Source organism: Nocardia sp. NPDC003482 (genome assembly GCF_053588115.1).
Genome location: NZ_JBSFPI010000014.1, coordinates 1 through 17,518, shown reverse-complemented (window position 1 = coordinate 17,518; position 17,518 = coordinate 1). Strand labels below are relative to the sequence as shown.

At 69.9% G+C, this 17,518-nt stretch carries 17 protein-coding genes and 1 pseudogene; 6 read left to right on the top strand and 12 right to left on the bottom strand.

Going from position 1 to position 17,518, the window contains the following annotated elements; all coding sequences use genetic code 11:
* Positions 1-11: 11 nt before the first annotated feature.
* The 3 genes from ACWDSJ_RS22195 to ACWDSJ_RS22185 form a co-directional block, all read right to left on the bottom strand.
* The gene (locus ACWDSJ_RS22195; protein WP_387362639.1) at positions 12-1,151 is read right to left on the bottom strand and encodes an anti-sigma-D factor RsdA; all 1,140 of its coding nucleotides are present in this window, start codon (positions 1,149-1,151) and stop codon (positions 12-14) included.
* Positions 1,144-1,722 carry a sigma-70 family RNA polymerase sigma factor gene (locus ACWDSJ_RS22190; RefSeq protein WP_387362641.1) on the bottom strand — a complete coding sequence of 193 codons (579 nt, stop codon included), beginning with the start codon at positions 1,720-1,722 and terminating at the stop codon, positions 1,144-1,146. Before ACWDSJ_RS22190 ends, ACWDSJ_RS22195 begins: the two co-directional genes overlap by 8 nt.
* A 121-nt stretch (positions 1,723-1,843) precedes the next feature.
* Positions 1,844-2,728: a hypothetical protein gene (locus ACWDSJ_RS22185; protein ID WP_450033968.1), complete on the bottom strand. Its 885-nt coding sequence runs from the start codon at positions 2,726-2,728 to the stop codon at positions 1,844-1,846.
* Positions 2,729-3,378: 650 nt separating this feature from the next.
* On the opposite strand from ACWDSJ_RS22185, the gene ACWDSJ_RS22180 reads away from it, so the two are divergent.
* The 3 genes from ACWDSJ_RS22180 (at position 3,379) to ACWDSJ_RS22170 (ending at position 4,902) form a co-directional block, all read left to right on the top strand.
* Positions 3,379-3,672, top strand: a complete 294-nt coding sequence (locus ACWDSJ_RS22180) for a WhiB family transcriptional regulator (RefSeq protein ID WP_387362645.1) — start codon at positions 3,379-3,381, stop codon at positions 3,670-3,672.
* Between the two features lie 353 nt (positions 3,673-4,025).
* Entirely contained in the window at positions 4,026-4,601 is a 576-nt protein-coding gene (locus tag ACWDSJ_RS22175) for a sigma-70 family RNA polymerase sigma factor (RefSeq protein WP_387363088.1), read from the top strand.
* A gap of 1 nt (position 4,602) precedes the next feature.
* The gene (locus ACWDSJ_RS22170; RefSeq protein ID WP_387362647.1) at positions 4,603-4,902 is read left to right on the top strand and encodes an RskA family anti-sigma factor; all 300 of its coding nucleotides are present in this window, start codon (positions 4,603-4,605) and stop codon (positions 4,900-4,902) included.
* 66 nt (positions 4,903-4,968) lie between these two features.
* Here ACWDSJ_RS22170 and groL read toward each other — a convergent pair whose 3' ends face one another.
* The gene (groL, locus tag ACWDSJ_RS22165; protein WP_387362649.1) at positions 4,969-6,579 is read right to left on the bottom strand and encodes a chaperonin GroEL; all 1,611 of its coding nucleotides are present in this window, start codon (positions 6,577-6,579) and stop codon (positions 4,969-4,971) included.
* 84 nt (positions 6,580-6,663) lie between these two features.
* On the bottom strand, positions 6,664-6,966 hold the full coding sequence (gene groES, locus ACWDSJ_RS22160) for a co-chaperone GroES (RefSeq protein WP_195107235.1): 303 nt from the start codon (positions 6,964-6,966) through the stop codon (positions 6,664-6,666).
* Between the two features lie 590 nt (positions 6,967-7,556).
* Between groES and ACWDSJ_RS22155 the strand changes: the two genes are divergently transcribed.
* Positions 7,557-9,008 carry an Hsp70 family protein gene (locus ACWDSJ_RS22155; RefSeq protein ID WP_387362651.1) on the top strand — a complete coding sequence of 484 codons (1,452 nt, stop codon included), beginning with the start codon at positions 7,557-7,559 and terminating at the stop codon, positions 9,006-9,008.
* 78 nt (positions 9,009-9,086) lie between these two features.
* Here the strand turns inward: ACWDSJ_RS22155 and tsaD are convergent, their stop codons facing one another.
* Genes tsaD through alr form a run of 6 tightly spaced genes read right to left on the bottom strand, consistent with a single transcriptional unit; the run spans position 9,087 to position 14,082 of the window.
* Positions 9,087-10,121: a tRNA (adenosine(37)-N6)-threonylcarbamoyltransferase complex transferase subunit TsaD gene (gene tsaD, locus ACWDSJ_RS22150; RefSeq protein WP_450033965.1), complete on the bottom strand. Its 1,035-nt coding sequence runs from the start codon at positions 10,119-10,121 to the stop codon at positions 9,087-9,089.
* Positions 10,118-10,624, bottom strand: a complete 507-nt coding sequence (gene rimI / locus ACWDSJ_RS22145) for a ribosomal protein S18-alanine N-acetyltransferase (RefSeq protein WP_450033963.1) — start codon at positions 10,622-10,624, stop codon at positions 10,118-10,120. The genes tsaD and rimI overlap by 4 nt, the downstream gene beginning before the upstream one ends.
* Positions 10,621-11,283, bottom strand: coding sequence for a tRNA (adenosine(37)-N6)-threonylcarbamoyltransferase complex dimerization subunit type 1 TsaB (tsaB, locus tag ACWDSJ_RS22140; RefSeq protein WP_450033961.1), 663 nt, complete (start codon positions 11,281-11,283; stop codon positions 10,621-10,623). The genes rimI and tsaB overlap by 4 nt, the downstream gene beginning before the upstream one ends.
* A gap of 51 nt (positions 11,284-11,334) precedes the next feature.
* On the bottom strand, positions 11,335-11,781 hold the full coding sequence (gene tsaE / locus ACWDSJ_RS22135) for a tRNA (adenosine(37)-N6)-threonylcarbamoyltransferase complex ATPase subunit type 1 TsaE (RefSeq protein ID WP_387362659.1): 447 nt from the start codon (positions 11,779-11,781) through the stop codon (positions 11,335-11,337).
* Complete coding sequence (locus ACWDSJ_RS22130) at positions 11,774-12,871, bottom strand: alpha/beta fold hydrolase (RefSeq protein ID WP_450033959.1); 1,098 nt, start codon at positions 12,869-12,871, stop codon at positions 11,774-11,776. The genes tsaE and ACWDSJ_RS22130 overlap by 8 nt, the downstream gene beginning before the upstream one ends.
* Complete coding sequence (alr, locus tag ACWDSJ_RS22125; protein ID WP_387362663.1) at positions 12,868-14,082, bottom strand: alanine racemase; 1,215 nt, start codon at positions 14,080-14,082, stop codon at positions 12,868-12,870. The genes ACWDSJ_RS22130 and alr overlap by 4 nt, the downstream gene beginning before the upstream one ends.
* Before the next feature lie 20 nt (positions 14,083-14,102).
* On the opposite strand from alr, the pseudogene ACWDSJ_RS22120 reads away from it, so the two are divergent.
* A pseudogene (locus tag ACWDSJ_RS22120) lies at positions 14,103-14,919 on the top strand (SDR family oxidoreductase).
* Positions 14,920-15,045: 126 nt separating this feature from the next.
* On the opposite strand, the gene ACWDSJ_RS22115 reads toward ACWDSJ_RS22120, so the two are convergent.
* A complete protein-coding gene (locus ACWDSJ_RS22115; protein WP_450034189.1) occupies positions 15,046-16,476 on the bottom strand; it encodes an NAD(P)H-hydrate dehydratase in 1,431 nt (476 codons plus the stop codon).
* A gap of 541 nt (positions 16,477-17,017) precedes the next feature.
* Between ACWDSJ_RS22115 and ACWDSJ_RS22110 the strand changes: the two genes are divergently transcribed.
* Positions 17,018-17,446, top strand: coding sequence for a cupredoxin domain-containing protein (locus ACWDSJ_RS22110; RefSeq protein WP_387362667.1), 429 nt, complete (start codon positions 17,018-17,020; stop codon positions 17,444-17,446).
* Positions 17,447-17,518: the final 72 nt, after the last annotated feature.

Here is a 17,518-nt window from a genome sequence, read left to right as displayed (position 1 = left end):
AGCGCCTACCCCTAGCGCACGCCGCCCGGCAGGACCCCGCCCGGAACGCTGAACGTGGGCACCGAACCGGTCGGATACACCGGCGGCTGATTCGGCTGGGTCGCCGGACCGGTCGGCCCGGAGGCGCCGGTGCCGCCGCCGGTCCCGGAGCCCCCCGGCACCGACCCGCCGGGGGCGGTTCCGCCCGGATTGGCGATGGTGGTCGGCACCGTGGGTTCCTGGGTCTGCGGCGGCTCGTTGCCCGATCCGGTCGGCGGCGGTTCGGCCGCCGTCGGCGGCACGGTCGGCGGCTGCGAATGCGCCGGGGGCACAGGGGTGTTCGGCTCGGTGCCGGTGCCGCCGCCCGATTCGCCGGGCGCGGTCGCGCTGCGCGGATCGACGGTGCGTCCGGGCGTGCCGCCCACGGTCTGGTCCTTGCTCGGCGGCGTGTTCGGCGCCGTCGACTCGCTCGTGCCGCGCGGCACGACCGGAATCGCCTTCTGCAGATCCGGCGGCAGCTGCGCGATCAGATCGGCGAGCTGCTTCTCCAGCTGGGACTTGCGTGCCGGATCGCTGACCTGGGTCGCGTTCGACTGGGCGCTCTCCAGGGCCTCCTTGGCCTTGGCCGGATCACCCGCCGCCAGAGCGGCTTTCGCCTCGCCCAGCGAATCGTCGGCCCGCTGCGATATCGTGGTCTGCGCCTGTTCGCTGAACACGACCTCCTTGACCCGCCACAGCGGATCACCCGGCTGCGCGTTGTAGGAGAACGCCGTCATACCACCGACGATCAGGGCCAGCGCCGCCGCCGCGCCCATGATCGGACGCACCAGCCGGAGATGTCCGCGGCGATTGCCGTTAACCCTCGCCTGCCGCGCACCGATCTCCTGATTGACCGCCGCGACAATGGTGTCCAGACTCGGTCCGGCCGGCATCGGGGCCTCGACGAGCTCGGCCCGCCAGTTCGCGAGCAGACTCGCGAGCTGGAACTCCTCGGCACTGTCGGTCGCCACGGGTCCATCGCCGGCGATGGCGTCGATGAGCGCATCGTCGCGGCGGACCGCGGCGATGTCGACCGGTCCGGTGTCACCGGATGCCTCGGCATAGGGATCGCTGTTCTGCGATCCACGCCGCGCCTTCCAGTCGCCCCGACCGCGCTCGCCATCCCTAGCCATACATTTCACCTGCCCTCGCCACTTGTGACTTGAGTTTCGCGAGCGCCCGATGCTGGGCCACTCGTATAGCACCGGCCGTACTGCCCACGGCAAGTGCTGTTTCTTCTGCTGACAGACCCATGACCAAACGCAGGATCAGGATCTCTCGATGCTTCTCCGGAAGTGTCGCCAGCAGTGAGTTCATCTGCCGGCTCGTTTCGGATTCGAGAGCGCGCTGTTCCGGCCCTTGGTCGGTGGATATGACATCTGGTACTTCGGCCATCGCGTCCGCCTTGTTACGGGCGGCGTTGCGATGAGCGTCGGCGACCTTGTGCGAAGCGATCCCGTACACGAATGCCATGAACGGCCGCCCCTGGTCCTGATAACGAGGCAGGGCGGTCATCACAGCCAAACAGACCTCCTGCGCAACGTCGTCCGCGGAGAGCTGCCCACGCTCCGCGGAACCGATCCGCGCGCGGCAGTAGCGAACCACCAGCGGGCGGATGATCTCCAGTACCTGGGCTAAAGCCGAACGATCGCCTTGCGCTGCGTCAGCGACGGCGGCGTCCAACTCCTCGCCCGTGTGCGTCATCGTCAGAGAGATTCCCGGCGTTACAAGTGGCACGGTCGGTGATGACCGGTGCTTCCGCCCGGTCCGGCGGAACGGGTCCAACAATAGCGGCTTCGATGCTCGAGTTCGGCAACACCTGCGATCACAACTCGGCGAGATCCTCCGTCCCCGTGCGCAACACGCCGCCGTACCGGGCCAGAGCCGCCGCCAGCTGCGCCGATTCCGCCGCGGCCGAACTGTCGGGCGACAGCCCCGAGCGCAACATCGCGCACGCCCATGCCAACGGGAGCAGCCCGTGCTCGCGGGTGCGGTCGGCCACGTCCGCGGCGAGCGCGCGGGCGCGGTCGAGTTCCCCCGCGGCCGCGGTCGCCGCGGCGAGCAGTAGGCGGGACTTGACGCGGTGCCGGACCGAGGGCCCGGCGTCGGCGAGTTCGACCGCCCGCTCCGCCCGCACGCGAGCGGGCTCGGGCGCGAGTCCGGGTGCGGCGAGCGCGGTTTCGGCCGCCACCCAATGCCAGCGCACCCGCGAACGCCAGCGGTCCGGCGAATCACTCAGAATTTTCTGGCAACGTTCCAGCAGCCGGTTCGCGAGGGCCGGACGGGCCGTGCCGAGCGCGTCCGCGGCCAGTCCGGTCAACGCGTCGCAAACCGCTTCGGCCCGATCGGGATCGGCCTCGTCGCCGAGCCCGGCCGAGCCGCCGACCGCCAGCGCGAGCGCGCGGCCGTCGAGTGCGGAAGCCCGTGCGTGCCAACCCATTTGGCGCAGCAGCGACGCCTCGGTGCTGGTCGCGAGGGAGGCGAGCACCGGATCGCGGGTGTCGATCCGGACCGCGCGCAGCCGGGCGCGGGCGGCGGCGTATCGGCCCTGACCACCCAGGACGACCGCGCACAGCCAGGCGTCGACGGCGTCATCGATCGGCGGCAACTCGGCAGCACCGAGACCCGGCCGGGCCCCGAACGCCGCGTCGGCGAACACCGTGTTTCCTCTGGACAGCAGCCCGCCCGGCGCTTTCCGCGACTCGTTCACGGCCCGCACTCTAGCGAGCCCGCCGCGGGGTTGGCACGAACATCCGGCAACCGGTCAGCGCCCCGAAAGCCGCGGCGGTGTTTCCATCACGTAAATCTGTCGTGGGCTATCACTCAGCACGAGGCTTAAGAATTCGTATGCTTTTCGGATAATTAACCTGGAGGCCTCGGCGCGGCCATCTACGGCTCGCCCCGATTGGCCGCATCGATGCGTTCCCACGCATACCACGCCGACACCGGCCCGGGGCGCGGTTGGCACTTCTATCTGGAAAAATGTGTCGTGAACTGGGATTACCCCACGGATCACCGAACCCGGGCGCGACGGGGAGAAACCGGCCAACAGATCAGTATCACCAGCCGGGGTCCGGAAGTAAATAGCATGCAGGTTAAATCTGGGGTCTGCGGCTATTTCGATCGACGAAGGAGAAACTATTGACTCCATTTCGTCGTGCGTCCTAACGTACGTCATCGCCGTGGTTGGCGCCGCTCGAAATCAGGGCGACCACGAACTGCGATCACCGGACCTCCGGTGACAACGGTCCGAGCCCGATCTCGGCGGATCCACATCCGACCGCGCCCGTGCCCGGACAGACCGCTGCTGACAAAGCATCGCTCGACAACGCCGACGAGCTCGCACCACAAGGAGTTCTCATGCCCATGCCCACCCATCTCCCTGGTCCGAATGCCGACGTCTGGGACTGGCAGATGCGCGGTTCCTGCCGCGGGGTGGACTCGTCGGTGTTCTTCCATCCCGACGGCGAGCGCGGCCGGGCCCGCGCCCAGCGCGAGTTGCGCGCCAAGGAGATCTGCCGGACCTGCCCGGTGCTCATGCAGTGCCGCAGCCACGCCCTCAAGGTCAGTGAGCCGTACGGCATCTGGGGCGGAATGTCGGAGACCGAACGCGAGATGCACGCCCGGCGCAGCCGCCGTCGCATGACCGTCTGACCCGCGGCATCGTCGCCGTTCGGAAATTCGTCACCGCCGCGGGCCATCCATGGACCCGGGCGCGCCGAATGCCTAGCAAACACCCGGCCAATGTTGCGAGGCCAGTGGCCTCGCCCACCTGTCGCCGCGTTTTCGGACTTCCGCGTGTCTCGGCGTGTCCTGGACAAATGCCGAGGGGACGTTTCGGATATGTCCGAAAACGTCTGAGCGCCAGGCAGTTTGCCGATACCCCAGCCGAGAGGAGGTCATAGCGGCACGCTAGGTTGGTGGCCGATGACACAGAATGGAGCGTTGTGACAACGCGGCCGCCGGCCGCAGAGGGCGACTCGTTCCAGGAGCAAGTCGGGGCGAGCCTGGACTCCGCGGTGACGGCACGCGCAGCCGAGAGCATCGAACTCGCCGAACTGCTAGCGCGGTGCGGACGAGGCGACCAGCACGCCTTCGCCGAGCTGTACGACCGTACCAGTGCTCGGGTGTTCGGCCTGGTCCTTCGCGTCCTACACGACCCCGGTTACGCCGAGGAGACCACGCAGGAGGTCTACCTCCAGATCTGGCGTACCGCAGCCAATTTCGACCCGGCGAAGGGTTCGGCGGTCACCTGGCTCATGACGCTCGCCCACCGGCGGGCGGTCGATCGCGTGCGCGCGGAGCAGGCCCATGCCCAACGCGAGATCGCTTACGGAGCGACCGGACTGGGTAACGAATTCGACGAGGTCACCGAAGAAGTGGGGCGACGGCTCGAACAGCAGGCGGTGCTGGCCGGGCTGGCGACACTGACCGAAACGCAGCGCGAGGCGATTTCGCTGGCCTATTTCGGCGGACGCACCTATGCCGAGGTCGCCGCCTATCTGGGCGTAGGGTTACCGACTGTCAAGTCTCGTATTCGCGACGGATTGACACGACTCAAGAAGAGTTTGGGAGTGACGTGAGATGAACGAAAGCCAGATCGATCTCGCGCACACGGTCGCGCTCGGATCGATCGGCGACGAGGACCAGCGCGCGGTGCGGGAGCTACTCGACAGCTCGGATCCGGCCCTGCGCGCCGCTTTCACCGAGGAAGTGCAGCAGACCAGGGACGCGCTCGCCGAATTCGCCTCGGCGGCGGCGACCGCCCCGCCCGCGTCACTGCGTGATCGATTGCTCGCCGCGATTGCCGAAGACCTGCCCGCCAACCGCTCGCCGCACCCGTGCGGATCCAATCACCGCGGGAATTCCGCGACCAACCACTGAACGCTCCGAGAACACCACGGGCCGTTCGCATCCCGGATGCGAACGGCCCGTGTCGTCGTGGTCGGCTCAGTGCGCGTGACCGTGATGGTGGTCGTGCTCGTCCTCCTCGGCGGGCTTGTCGACCACCGCGCTCTCGGTGGTGAGCACCATCCGCGCCACGGAGACGGCGTTGAGGACCGCCGACCGGGTGACCTTGACCGGGTCCACCACGCCATCGGTGATCAGATCGCCGTAGGTCAGGGTGGCGGCGTTGAAGCCGTCCTTGCCCTCGCCGACCTTGCTCACCACGACGGCGCCGTCGACGCCGGCGTTGCTGGCGATCCAGTACAGCGGCGCCTGCAGGGCCCGCCGCACCACGTCCACGCCGACGGCCTGATCGCCGCTGAGCGACTGCGCCAGCTCGGTCAGCTTGGCCGCCGCCTGCACGAGCGCGGTGCCGCCGCCGGGCACGATGCCCTCCTCGACCGCGGCCTTGGCCGCGCTGACCGCGTCCTCGACGCGGTACTTGCGCTCCTTGAGCGCGGTCTCGGTGGCCGCGCCGACCTTGATGACCGCGACGCCGCCGGACAGCTTGGCCAGCCGCTCCTCGAGCTTCTCGCGGTCCCAGTCGGAGTCGGTGGCCTCGATCTCGGCCCGCAGCTGGGCGATGCGCGCGTCGATGGCCTCCTGGGTGCCCGCGCCCTCGACGATCGTGGTGTCGTCCTTGCCGACCACCACGCGCCGGGCCCGGCCCAGCTGGTCGAGGGTGGCCTCGCGCAGGGTGATGCCCAGATCCGGCTCGATCACCGTGCCGCCGGTGACGACGGCGAGGTCCTGCAGGAACGCCTTGCGGCGGTCGCCGAAGAACGGCGCCTTGACCGCGATCACCTTGATGGTCTTGCGAATCGCGTTGACCACCAACGTGGACAGCGCCTCGCCCTCGATGTCCTCGGCGATGATCAGGACCGGCTTACCGGACTCGGCGATCTTCTCCAGCAGCGGCAGGAAGTCCGGCAGCGAGGAGATCTTCTCCCGGTGCAGCAGGACGTAGGTGTCCTCGAGGACGGCCTCCTGCTTGTCCGGGTCGGTGACGAAATACGCCGAGAGGTAACCCTTGTCGAACTGCACGCCCTCGGTGACGGCGAGTTCGGTGTGCAGCGTGGAGGATTCCTCCACCGTCACCACGCCGTCCTTGCCGACGACGGTCAGCGCCTTGCCGACCATCTCGCCGATCTCGGGGTCGCGCGAGGAGACCGTGGCGACCTGCGCGATGGCCTGCTCGCCGGAGACCGGCTTCGCGGCGGCCAGCAGCGCCTGGGAGACCGCGTCGGCGGCCTTGCTCATGCCCTGGCCGAGGGCGATCGGGTTGGCGCCCGCGGCGATGTTCTTCAGGCCGCCCTTGATCAGCGCCTGCGCCAGCACGGTCGCGGTGGTGGTGCCGTCGCCGGCGACGTCGTTGGTCTTGGTGGCGACGCTCTTGACCAGCTGCGCGCCCAGGTTCTCGAACGGATCCTCGAGGTCGATGTCACGCGCGATGGTGACGCCGTCGTTGGTGACCGTCGGGCCGCCGAAGGCCTTGGCCAGCACGACATGTCGGCCGCGCGGGCCGAGCGTGACCTTGACGGCGTCGGCGAGCTTGTCGACGCCGCGCTCCATCGCCCGACGAGCCTTCTCGTCGAACTCGATCTGCTTTGCCATGTGTGGATTCCTTTGTGGGGGTTGACGCGAACTGCCCCGATGCCCCACGTGGGGACACCGGGGCAGGGCCGGGTTACGGCGCGATCACTTGTCGACGACGGCCAGCAGGTCGCGCGCGGACAGGATCAGGTACTCCTCGCCGTTGTACTTGATCTCGGTGCCGCCGTACTTGCTGTAGATGACGGTGTCGCCTTCCTTCACATCCAGCGGAATGCGCTTCTCGCCCTCGTCGTCCCACCGGCCCGGACCGACGGCGATGACGGTGCCCTCCTGGGGCTTCTCCTTCGCCGTGTCGGGAATGACCAGGCCGGAGGCGGTCGTCGTCTCGGCCTCGTTGGCCTGGACGAGGATCTTGTCCTCGAGCGGCTTGATGTTCACGCTCGCCACGTTGAGCCCTCCACTTTCAGGGGATTCGGTCGTCCGGGGCCGTTCCCCGGACTCACGGTTCGGTCATGGTGTTGACCCTGGGCATAGCCCCGTCGTCGCGGGTGCCGGGACCCCTGCTCAGTAGTCAAGCTGGCATCTGAGCACAACCAGTGCCACCTAGCACTCTATACAGGAGAGTGCCAGCGCTCAAGGGCGGGTAGTGCTGGAGATCGGGGACCGCTCAACGGTAGCGGGATGTGCATCCGACCAGTTCGGCGCGGGTGCGCGAAAAGGCAATGGCGCAAACGCGACACGCCTTCGGTACGTAGCAATTGATCTCGAAAAACTGTAACGTTCGGATAACGGATTGTGACACTATGGACGCGGCTCCTGTGATGTCGCGCCCCCGCGCCTCGTCACGCCGCCCGCCGAGCACTTGACAACTGCTTCACCCCACGCGCGACACCCCTCGCGCATGCCTGAGACGAGAGCAAGACCGCTAGTGAGCTCCGGATCCGCTGCTCGGGCCTTCCGCCGACAACGCGGAGGTTCGTGCTGTCCGTTCGGGATGGTCGGCGACACCGTGACCATCCGCTCGAAGGGAGGTGAACATGCGAACATCCCTCGGCATCTCCGCCGGGAACGAGGTGGTGTGCTCGGCCCTGGTCGGCACGTCGCCCAATGGCACCCAGAGTTTCGATTATCGAGTCGTCACGGCGGACATGGCGCATTCGGATCTCGGTGAGCTCGTGGTGTCGTCGATCGAGTTGATGACCACCCAGATGCCCCGCGAATTCCTGTACCCGGTGGCGACCCACAGCGGAATTCCGTTGTCCCGCACCGATGCCGCGACCGGTGGCCCCGCCGCGATCGCGGTGGCCTACCGCGACCGTGAGCAGGCGGTCGCCATCCGCGCGGCCATCGGCAGGCAGCGCCGCGATGTGCAGCTGATCCCGGAATCGACTGCGGCGCTTACCTATCTGCGGCACACCGGCCTGCTCGACCGCTACGACACGGTGGCCGTGATCGACCTCGGCGCGTCCGGGATGAGCGTCACCGTGGCCGATCTCGTCGACGACACCGTGCTGCGCTGCGAGCGCACCCCGGCGATCAGCGGCGACGCCGTCGACGAGCTGATCTACCACCACCTGCTCGACTGTCACTTCGCCCGGCGCGGCACCCGGCCCAACCGCAACACGCTGATCAACCGCAGCCGCGTCGCCAAGGAGCATCTGTCCATCGCGCCCGCGGTCACCATCGATCACGTTGCGGGACAACCGCTCAAGCTGACCCGCGCCGACTTCGAGGAGCTGATCGCCGATCTGCTGCACGAGGCCGCCCTGTTCGCGTCGGCGGTGTTCACCCGCGCGCCCAAGGAGCCGCAGGCGGTCGCGGTCATCGGCGGCGGCGCGAACATCCCGGCCGTGGTCGCTCGCCTGGACAAGTTGCTGGAGCCGCGCGTGTACAGCGTGTCCGAGCCGGAGGCGGTGATCGCGAAAGGCGCTGCGCTGATCGCGGATTCGGCCCAGCCCTCGGCCCTGCCCGCGATCGGGCTGGGCAACGAGGGGTCCACCGGCACCTTCACCAAACTCGTCGGCACGCTGGCGGGCGCGGTCGTGGTGGTGGGCCTGGTCGTCGGCTACGGCGTCAAGGAACTGGTGCCCGCCGCCAACCACGACGTCACCCCGGCCGGTACCACCGACACCGGTCAGCTCACCCCGTCGGCGGTGCCGTCCCCGACCTCCAGCGCGCCGACGTCGACCACGACACCCGGCCCGAGCCCGACGCCGAGCCCGAGCGGCCGCCCGGCCGAATCCGGTACGACGCCGGCCACGACGCCCGGCGGCACCGGCCGCCCACCGACCACGATCGCCCCACCCCTGCGCCCCGACCCGAATCTCCCGCAGATCCCGCTGCCGGATCTCCCCCGGCTCCTGGGCCCGATGCTCGGCACCGCCCTCCAGGACGGTCCGACACCCCGGCCCAATGCCCAACGGGCGCAGATCCTTCCGCAGTACCACCCCGGATCCGCCATCGAACCAGTGGTCGTCCCGGCACCCTGACGGGCACGGTCAAGGGATTCGACCTGTCGGTCCCGGTCGCCTCGACAGGCACGGTCCGAGTCCCCTTGCCGGGAACCGTCAGCGGATCTGGCTGGTCGACACCGGCAGCCCCGGGTCGGTGGCCACGGTCAGCGGGGAGGGCTTGGCGCCGCCCGCTATCACGTGGGCGCCCAGGGTCGCGATCATGACGCCGTTGTCGGTGCACAGCCGGGGCTTGGGCACCCGCAGGGTCAAACCGGCCGCCGCGCATCGTTGTTCGGCCATCGAGCGGATACGGGAGTTCGCCGTCGCGCCGCCGCCGAGCACCAGCGTGTCCACGCCGACGTCGCGGGCCGCGCGGACCGCCTTCATGGTGAGCACATCCGCGACCGCCTCCTGGAACGACGCCGCGATATCCGGGATCGGCAGCTCACCGCCGTCCTTGTGAATGCCCTCCACATAGCGTGCCACCGCGGTCTTCAGCCCGGAGAAGGAGAAGTCGTAGCGCGGGTCGCGGGGACCGGTCATACCGCGCGGGAACGCGATCGCCCGCGGATCCCCGTGCGCCGCGGCGGCATCCAGGGCCGGACCGCCCGGAAAGCCCAGCCCCAGCAGCCGCGCCACCTTGTCGAACGCCTCCCCCGCCGCGTCGTCCACGGTGCTGCCCAACTCCACGATGGGCTCGGCGAGATCGGTGACCCGCAACAGATGCGTGTGCCCGCCGGAGACCAGCAGCGCCACGCACGGCGGCATCGGACCGTGCTCGAGGGTGTCGACGGCGACGTGGCCGCCCAGATGGTTCAGCGCGTACAGCGGCAGATCCCACGCCGCCGCATAGGCTTTCGCGGCCGCGACCCCGACCAGCAGCGCCCCGGCCAGCCCGGGCCCGATGGTCACCGCGATCGCGTCGGGCCGCGCCACGCCCGCGGCGGCCAACGCCCGCCGCATGGCCGGAACGATCGCCTCGAGATGCGCGCGCGACGCGATCTCCGGCACCACACCCCCGAACCGCGCGTGCTCGGCCACACTCGAGGCGACCTCGTCGGCGAGCAACTCACAGGTCCCGTCGGCACGATGCCGAACGATGCCGACTCCCGTTTCGTCACAGGAGCTTTCGATACCCAGCACGATCATGACAACACCCCGGTGTGCTGGCCCGTGCGCGCCGGGCGGCGCATGGTGAACGCGTCGGCGCCGCTGGGCTGGTAGTAGTTCTTCCGCAGGCCGATGATGTGGAAACCGTGCTTCTCGTAGAGCGCGATGGCCCCGGCGTTGTCGGTGCGGACCTCCAGGAACACCGGGCCGCCGCGTTCCTCGGCCGCGGCCAGCAGGGCGCGCAGCAGCAGTGTGCCGACGCCCGCGCGGTGCCGCAGCGGATCCACGCCGATCGTGTGCACCTCGGCCTCGGGATGCTCCCCGGTGCCCAGCAGCGCGACCCCGGCGTAGCCGAGCAGGTGGCCGGATTCGTCGCGCGCGACGACGTAACGATTGTGCGGGGCGGCCAATTCCGAGTGGAAGGCCACCGCGGGCCACGGATCATCCTCGGGGAACAGCAGTTTCTCGAGTTCCACGCAACGCTCGACATCGGTCGGGCCCATCGGTTCGATACGCACGCCCACCCCGGTCCGCTCGCTCATCGCACCGCCTGATAGCTGCGTTCCACCGCGTCGGGGCGGCGCAGATACAACGGCGCCAGGGCCTCGGGCGCGACCCCGGCCAGCAGATCCGAGGCCGCGCACGCGACCAGTCCCGCCGGGGACGGGGTCTCGTCGGGCAGCACGGGCAGGTCGAAAAGGTCGACGTGCGAGGCGGATCCGGCGATCACGGTGGCGTCGCCGGAATCGAGCTCGTTGGGTTTGCACACATCCGGCCCCTCGATCCGGCCGCCGCGACGGTAGCGGGCCCAGTACACCTCGCGGCGCCGCGCGTCGGTGACGACCAGCAGTTCGGCGTCCGCATCGGAGATCTCGCGCCACGCGTCGGCGGCGATGGCGTCGAGACTGCACACGCCGTGCACGGGCAGGCCGAGCGCGTCACCGAACGCGGCGGCGGTGGCCATCCCGACCCGCAACCCGGTGAACGGACCCGGGCCGACGCCGACGACGACGGCGTCGAGTTCGGTCCGCGGCCGCCCGGCCGCCTCCAGACAGGCGAGGATCTGGGGCGTGAGCACCTCGTTGTGGGCCTTCGCGTCCACGGTAACCCGGGAGGCGAGGGTTTCGAGGGCATCGTGCTCCAGATTCACCAGTCCGGCCGTAACGGCGGGTGTCGCGGTGTCGACGGCGAGTACAAGCATGATTGGCTTCACGATACCGGTTGGTCACCCGACCGACGGCAACCGGTGAACTCAGGCGCGGCCGAGCCATTCCCAGGTGGCGGTGCGCACCTCGGAGTCGGGTTCGCGACGCAGCCGGACCAGCAGATGCCGATCGGTGAGATGCTCCACCACGCCCAGCCCCCATTCCACGACCACGACCGCGTCGTCGAGTTCGGTGTCCAGATCGAGCGCGTCGAGTTCGCCGAGATCCCCGCCGAGCCGGTACGCGTCCACGTGCACCAGCGCGACCGCACCCGGCTGCGGACCCGGCCGGTGCTGGCGGGCGATGATGAACGTCGGCGAACTGACCCGCCCCTGCACGCCGAGCCCGGCCGCGATTCCCCGGGTCAGGGCGGTCTTGCCCGCGCCGAGCGGTCCGTCGAGCACGACCAGATCGCCGGGCCGCAGTGTCGCGGCGAGTTCGCGACCCAGCTCCTCGGTGTCGGTGACCGTGGGCAGGATCCGTTGTTCAGCCATGCGCGGCCTTCCGCCGGGCGCGTCGCCCCAAAGCGCCGCTGCGGACCAGCAGCCGGTCGAGGGCCGCGTTCACCAGATCCGGATATTGCAGCTGCACCATGTGGGCGGCGTCGGTGACCCGGACCAGATCGGCGTCAGGCAATTGCCGGGCCAGGGCGAGCGAGTTGCGGAACGGGATGACCAGATCGTGCACGCCGCCGAGGACGAGCGCGGGCAGCGGGGCCAATGTGGGCAGCGCGGCCGATTCGTCGTGCAGCTCCAGGGCTTTCAGGAATTTCACGATCGTCGCCACCGACGTCTGATCGATCATCGCGGTGGTGAACCGGGACAGCGTCGGGCTCACCTCCCCGTGGAACGAGCTGACGTGCAAGAACGGCGTGATCAGACCACGCGCGGTGACCCGCCCCACCTGCGCCAGCGCGGGTGAGGCCAGCGTGACCGCGCGGAAGCCGTCGATGGCCGGATTGCGCAGCAGCTGAGCCACTCCCGCGGAGCTGACCTCCGCCGCCGCGGTCGACAGCAGCGCCACCGCGCGCACCCGGTCGGCGAACAGCTTGGGGAACTGCGCCGCCGCGGCCAGGACCGCCATGCCGCCCATGGAATGTCCGACCAGCATGATCGGCCCGCGCGGCGCGCACTCCTCGATCACCGCGACCAGGTCGCGGCCCAGTTGCGGCACGGTGCAGCTCTCGGTGCTCGGCGTCCTGGATCGGCCGTGGCCGCGCTGGTCGAAGAACAGCAGGCGGACCTTGCCGCCCCAGAGTCGTTCCAGATCGCGGCGCTGAAAGTGCCACGCCGCCATGGTGTTACAGAATCCGTGCACGAAAACGACCGTGGCCGTGGGCTTTTCGCCGGAGCATTCGCGCACCGCCAGCGTCACTCCGTCGTCGGCGGTGACGGTACGCGCCGGGTCGCGATCGAGCAGGGCGAAGTCCTCGTCGCGCAGTTCGTCGCGGCGGGCGGGCCAGCTCACGGCCGCACCCATCCGGCGCAGCGCGTGCGCGCCCGCCAGGCCGCCGAGCACCCCGGCGGTCGCGATGCCGCCGCGGCGCATGGTGGTCCGGAACCTGCGTGAGCGTCGCGTATTCATCCCCTGTCCCCTTGCCGCGTTCCCACATAGCGTCGCACGACCCGGCCGCGAGGGAAACAGACGACCTCGTAGTTGATGGTGCCGAGGATGTCGGCCCAGTGCTGGGGGTGGGGATCGCCGGGGCCGAAGAGGATCGCGGTGTCGCCCTGGCGGACTCCGGCCGGATTGTCGCCGAGGTCGATGACGAACTGGTCCATGGAGATCCGGCCGATGCTCGGGTAGGTGTGCTCGCCGATGCGAATCCGCATGCGCCCGCCCAGATTTCGCGGCACCCCGTCGGCGTAGCCCGCGGGGACGAGGGCGACGGTGGTGTCGCGCGGGGCGATCCACTGGTGGCCGTAGGAGACGCCCTCGCCCGCGGCGACCTGTTTCACCAGGATGATGCTGGCGCGGAAGGTCATGGCCGGGCGCAGGCCGAAGTCGGAGACGGCGGGGACGGGTGAGAGGCCGTAGACGGCGATGCCGGGGCGGACCATGTCGAAGGCGAGGTCCGGGCGGGTGAGGGTGGCGGGGGAATTGGCGAGGTGGACCAGTTCGGGTTGCAGCCGATGGTGTTTCGCGGTGGCGATGGCGTCGAGGAATCGGTTGCGTTGCAGGTCGATCGACGGGTGGCCGGGTTCGTCGGCGCAGGCCAGATGGGAGAACATGGCGCGGAAGCGAACGGCGCGCTCGGACACCAGGTTTCGCAGTAGCTCCAGCACGACCGGGTATTCGGTGGGTGAGACACCGTTGCGGTTCATGCCGGTGTCGAGTTTGAGCGAGACCGTGGCCGGGCGGCCGAGAGCTCGCGCGGCCTGTTCGATCGCCCGCAGTTGGGCCGCGGAGGAGACGCCGAGTTCGATGTCCTCGGCGATGGCGGCGGCATAATCGGCGTCGCGGGTGTTGAGCCAGCTCAGGATCGGGGCGGTGATGCCCGCGCGCCGCAGCGCCAGGGCCTCGCCGATATTGGTGACGCCGAGTTCGGCGGCGCCCGCGGCCAGCGCGGCACGGGCGACCGGGACCGCGCCGTGGTTGTACCCGTCGGCCTTCACGACCGCCATGACCGCGGCGTCGCCCGCGTGCTCGCGCAGGACGCGCACGTTGTGGGCGATGGCGTCCAGGTCGACGACGGTCTCCACCTGCGGGTCGGCGCTACTCACGATTACCGATCCTGCCACTTCCGCTTGCTTGGAGTGCACTCCAGGTGAGTAGCGTGGCCGGTGGAGATTCATCCGACTGGAAAGAGGGACACATGAGCAAGGTCTGGTTCATCACCGGTGTGTCGCGCGGATTCGGGCGCGAGTGGACGCTGGCCGCCCTCGAGCGCGGGGATCGCGTCGCCGGAACCGCCCGTGACCTCGGCACCGTCGAGGACGTGGCGGCGAAGTACCCCGACACCTTCCTCCCCCTGCGGCTCGACGTCACCGACCGCGACGCCGACTTCGCGGCGGTGCGACAGGCCGCCGAGCACTTCGGCCGCCTCGACGTCGTCGTGAACAACGCCGGTTACGGCCATTTCGGCATGATCGAGGAACTGACCGAGGACGAGGTCCGCGCCCAGTTCGAGACCAATGTCTTCGGCGCGCTGTGGGTCACCCAGGCCGCCCTGCCGATCCTGCGCGCCCAGGGCAGCGGCCACATCCTCCAGGTCTCGAGCATCGGTGGCATCAGCGCCTTCCCCAACCTCGGCGCGTACCACGCCTCGAAGTGGGCCCTGGAAGGCTTCTCCCAGAGCCTCGCCCAGGAGGTCGCGCCCTTCGGCATCCACGTCACCCTCATCGAACCCGGCGGCTTCAGCACCCGACTGGTCCGGCCCCAGCTCCCGCCACAGCACCGAGAACCCCGCCTACGCCGAAGTCCGCGAGGCCCGCAACCGCACCCGCGCCGCCGCCCGCCCCGGCGACCCCACCGCCTCGGCCCGAGCCATCCTCACCATCGTCGACACCCCCGAACCTCCCCTCCGCCTCTTCCTCGGCGAGGCCCCCCTGAAGATCGCCACCGCCGACTACGAATCCCGCCTGGAGACCTGGCGCAAATGGGAGTCCCTCTCCCTCGCCGCCCAAGGCTGACACCCCCAGGCCCGGCACCCCAGCCGCACCCTTTATCCGCATCCGCACCCCTTTCCGGGCTCTGAAAGGGGTGCGGATCGGAACAAAGGGTGCGGCTGTGTTTGTGGGCGTTGGGGGTGTGGGGGTTTAGAAGGCTTGGGCTCGCAGGGTTTGGATGGCTGGGGGGATGTGGTGGAGGAGGGGGGTGGCGGAGATGGGGGCGCCGGGGCCGGGGTGGGCGTGGGCGGCGAGGTTGGCCGCGAGGGAGTGGGCTCGGGCGGCGGAGGCGGCGGCGATCGCAGGGGTGTGGCCCGCGGCGAGGAGGGCGCCGATCATGCCGGAGAGGATGTCGCCCGCGCCCGCGGTGGCGGACCAGGAGCCGCCTGCCTCGTTGACCAGGACCTGGCCGTTGGGGGAGGCGACGAGGGTCGCTCGGCCCTTGAGGAGGACCGTCACCTGCCAGGTTTCGGCGAGGTGGCGAACCGAGGCCACGCGGTCGGGGGTCGGGGGTTGGCCGGTGAGGCGGGCGAATTCGCCCGCGTGGGGAGTGAGGATCGTGGGGGCGGGGCGGTTGGTGACCAGGGTGGGGTCGGCCGCCAGGAGGGTCAGGCCGTCGGCGTCGACGACGACCGGGAGATCGGTGGCGAGGATTTCGGAGAGGCGGTCGCGGGCCGTGTCGTCGGTGCCCGCGCCGGGACCGAAGACCCAGGACTGCACTCGACCGGTCTTCGAAACATCCTCCGCGGCAATGACTTCCGGGAAGTGTGCGAGCACGTCCCCGGCCCCCGTTCCCGCGTAACGAACCATGCCGGAGGTGGCGGCCACCGCACCGCCGGTGCACAGGACCGCCGCGCCGGGGTAGGCCGCGCTGCCCGCGCAGACGCCGGTGACGCCCTGGCTGTACTTGTCGTCGTGCGGGCCGGGTACGGGCCAGTGGGCGCCGACGGCGGACGGTTCGAGGGCGGCGAGGTTCGGCTCGGGCAGCCGCAGGCCGATGGGTACGAGTTCGATACGGCCACACCACGGGGCGGCCAGGGCGTGCACGGGCTTGTAGGCGCCGAACGCCACCGTCACATCGGCGCGCAGGGCGGGCCCGTCCACCGCACCGGTGTCGGGATCGACTCCGCTGGGCAGATCGGCCGACACGATCGGAACCGCAACCGCCGCAACGAGTTCCGCGGCGCGCGGCCGCAACGGTCCGTGACCCGAGATGCCCACGATCCCATCGACGACCAGATCCGGATCACCCAGATCATCCCGCACCCGTCCCCCGGCGCGCCGCAATGCCGCGAGCCCCTCGGCATGCGCCCGCTCCGGCGACAACAACACCGCCGACACCGCCACCCCGCGCCGCCGCAACATCGACCCGGCCCACAACGCGTCCCCACCGTTGTCCCCCGACCCCACGAGCAGCGTCACCGACCGCCCCGCCACTCCCCCGGTCCGCTCCCGCAGCTCCCCCGCGACCACATCCGCCAGCCCATACGCCGCCCGCCGCATCGGCATCCCCGCCGGAACCCGCTCGAACAGCTCCGCCTCCGCGGCCCGTACCTCATCCGCGGTGAAGTAACCCCGCACCCGCATCACTCGCCTCCTCGAAGAGACCGCCCGTGCTCGCAGACTACCGCTGTGCCGTTGGCGCAACCGGTTGTGGAAGTGTGCATCCGAAGGACGTTTCCGCCGCGCTCGGTCTACGGGCTCACGCGGCCTGCGGCCCCGGCCTCATCCATCCTTTCGGGCCCACCACGCTCCGGCCGCACCACTCGTCGGTGGTACCACCACGCCACCATCCGTCGGCCGCGCGCACTCATCCGGAACATCGTCGATACCGCCCTGCTCCGACCGCGTCCCGTCACGGGAGCACGATCCACCACCACGCTCCGGCCGCGCCCGCTCGTCGGGGCGCCGGGGACACCACCCCTCCGCTCCGGCCACCCTCACTCATCGGAACGCCGTCACACCCGCCGCGCTCCCAACCGTTCGCTCGTCGGGCCACCATTCACTCCACCGTCCGGCGAAGCGGCGGAGAGCGCGGGCGACATTCGCGAACACCCCACCCGACCGAGCACACCGGACCGCACCCCACAACCCTTATTCGCCCCCGTCTAGGGTGAGCACCATGTCGATCGGCGCTCACCGCGGAACAGCCAGGCACATCGGGATCGGACTCGGGGTGGTCGCCGCGGTATTGACGATGGCCGGATGTGGTTCGGACACAAAGACTTCCGCCCCGGTGTCCTCGACCACCGTGACGACCACCGCCTCGGACGCCCCGGCGGCACCCGCCAAACCCACCACCCTCACCGTCTCCGTCGACGACATGAAATTCACCCCCGCCACCCTCACCGCGAAGGTCGGCGACACCGTCACCTGGAAGTTCTCCGACAAATCCCCGCACGCGGTGCAGGGCATCGGCGACGCGGCCATGGGCATCAACAGCCCCATCACCGGCCACGGCGAATGGAGCTACACCTTCACCGTCCCGGGCACCTACCGCTACCTGTGCCCGCTGCACCCGGACATGCGCGGCACGATCACGGTCCAATAACCCACGCCCCCAACGTTTCCCCAACCCAGCCGCACCCTTTGCATGGATCCGCAGCCGGGGCAACGGCACCGG

Coding starts and splice junctions, on each gene's coding strand:
- ACWDSJ_RS22195 (WP_387362639.1), bottom strand. CDS start 1,151: ATGGCTAGGGATGGCGAGCGCGGTCGGGGCGACTGGAAGGCGCGGCGT.
- ACWDSJ_RS22190 (WP_387362641.1), bottom strand. CDS start 1,722: ATGACGCACACGGGCGAGGAGTTGGACGCCGCCGTCGCTGACGCAGCG.
- ACWDSJ_RS22180 (WP_387362645.1), top strand. CDS start 3,379: ATGCCCATGCCCACCCATCTCCCTGGTCCGAATGCCGACGTCTGGGAC.
- ACWDSJ_RS22170 (WP_387362647.1), top strand. CDS start 4,603: ATGAACGAAAGCCAGATCGATCTCGCGCACACGGTCGCGCTCGGATCG.
- groL (WP_387362649.1), bottom strand. CDS start 6,579: ATGGCAAAGCAGATCGAGTTCGACGAGAAGGCTCGTCGGGCGATGGAG.
- ACWDSJ_RS22155 (WP_387362651.1), top strand. CDS start 7,557: ATGCGAACATCCCTCGGCATCTCCGCCGGGAACGAGGTGGTGTGCTCG.
- tsaD (WP_450033965.1), bottom strand. CDS start 10,121: ATGATCGTGCTGGGTATCGAAAGCTCCTGTGACGAAACGGGAGTCGGC.
- rimI (WP_450033963.1), bottom strand. CDS start 10,624: ATGAGCGAGCGGACCGGGGTGGGCGTGCGTATCGAACCGATGGGCCCG.
- tsaB (WP_450033961.1), bottom strand. CDS start 11,283: ATGCTTGTACTCGCCGTCGACACCGCGACACCCGCCGTTACGGCCGGA.
- tsaE (WP_387362659.1), bottom strand. CDS start 11,781: ATGGCTGAACAACGGATCCTGCCCACGGTCACCGACACCGAGGAGCTG.
- ACWDSJ_RS22130 (WP_450033959.1), bottom strand. CDS start 12,871: ATGAATACGCGACGCTCACGCAGGTTCCGGACCACCATGCGCCGCGGC.
- alr (WP_387362663.1), bottom strand. CDS start 14,082: ATGAATCTCCACCGGCCACGCTACTCACCTGGAGTGCACTCCAAGCAA.
- ACWDSJ_RS22110 (WP_387362667.1), top strand. CDS start 17,018: ATGTCGATCGGCGCTCACCGCGGAACAGCCAGGCACATCGGGATCGGA.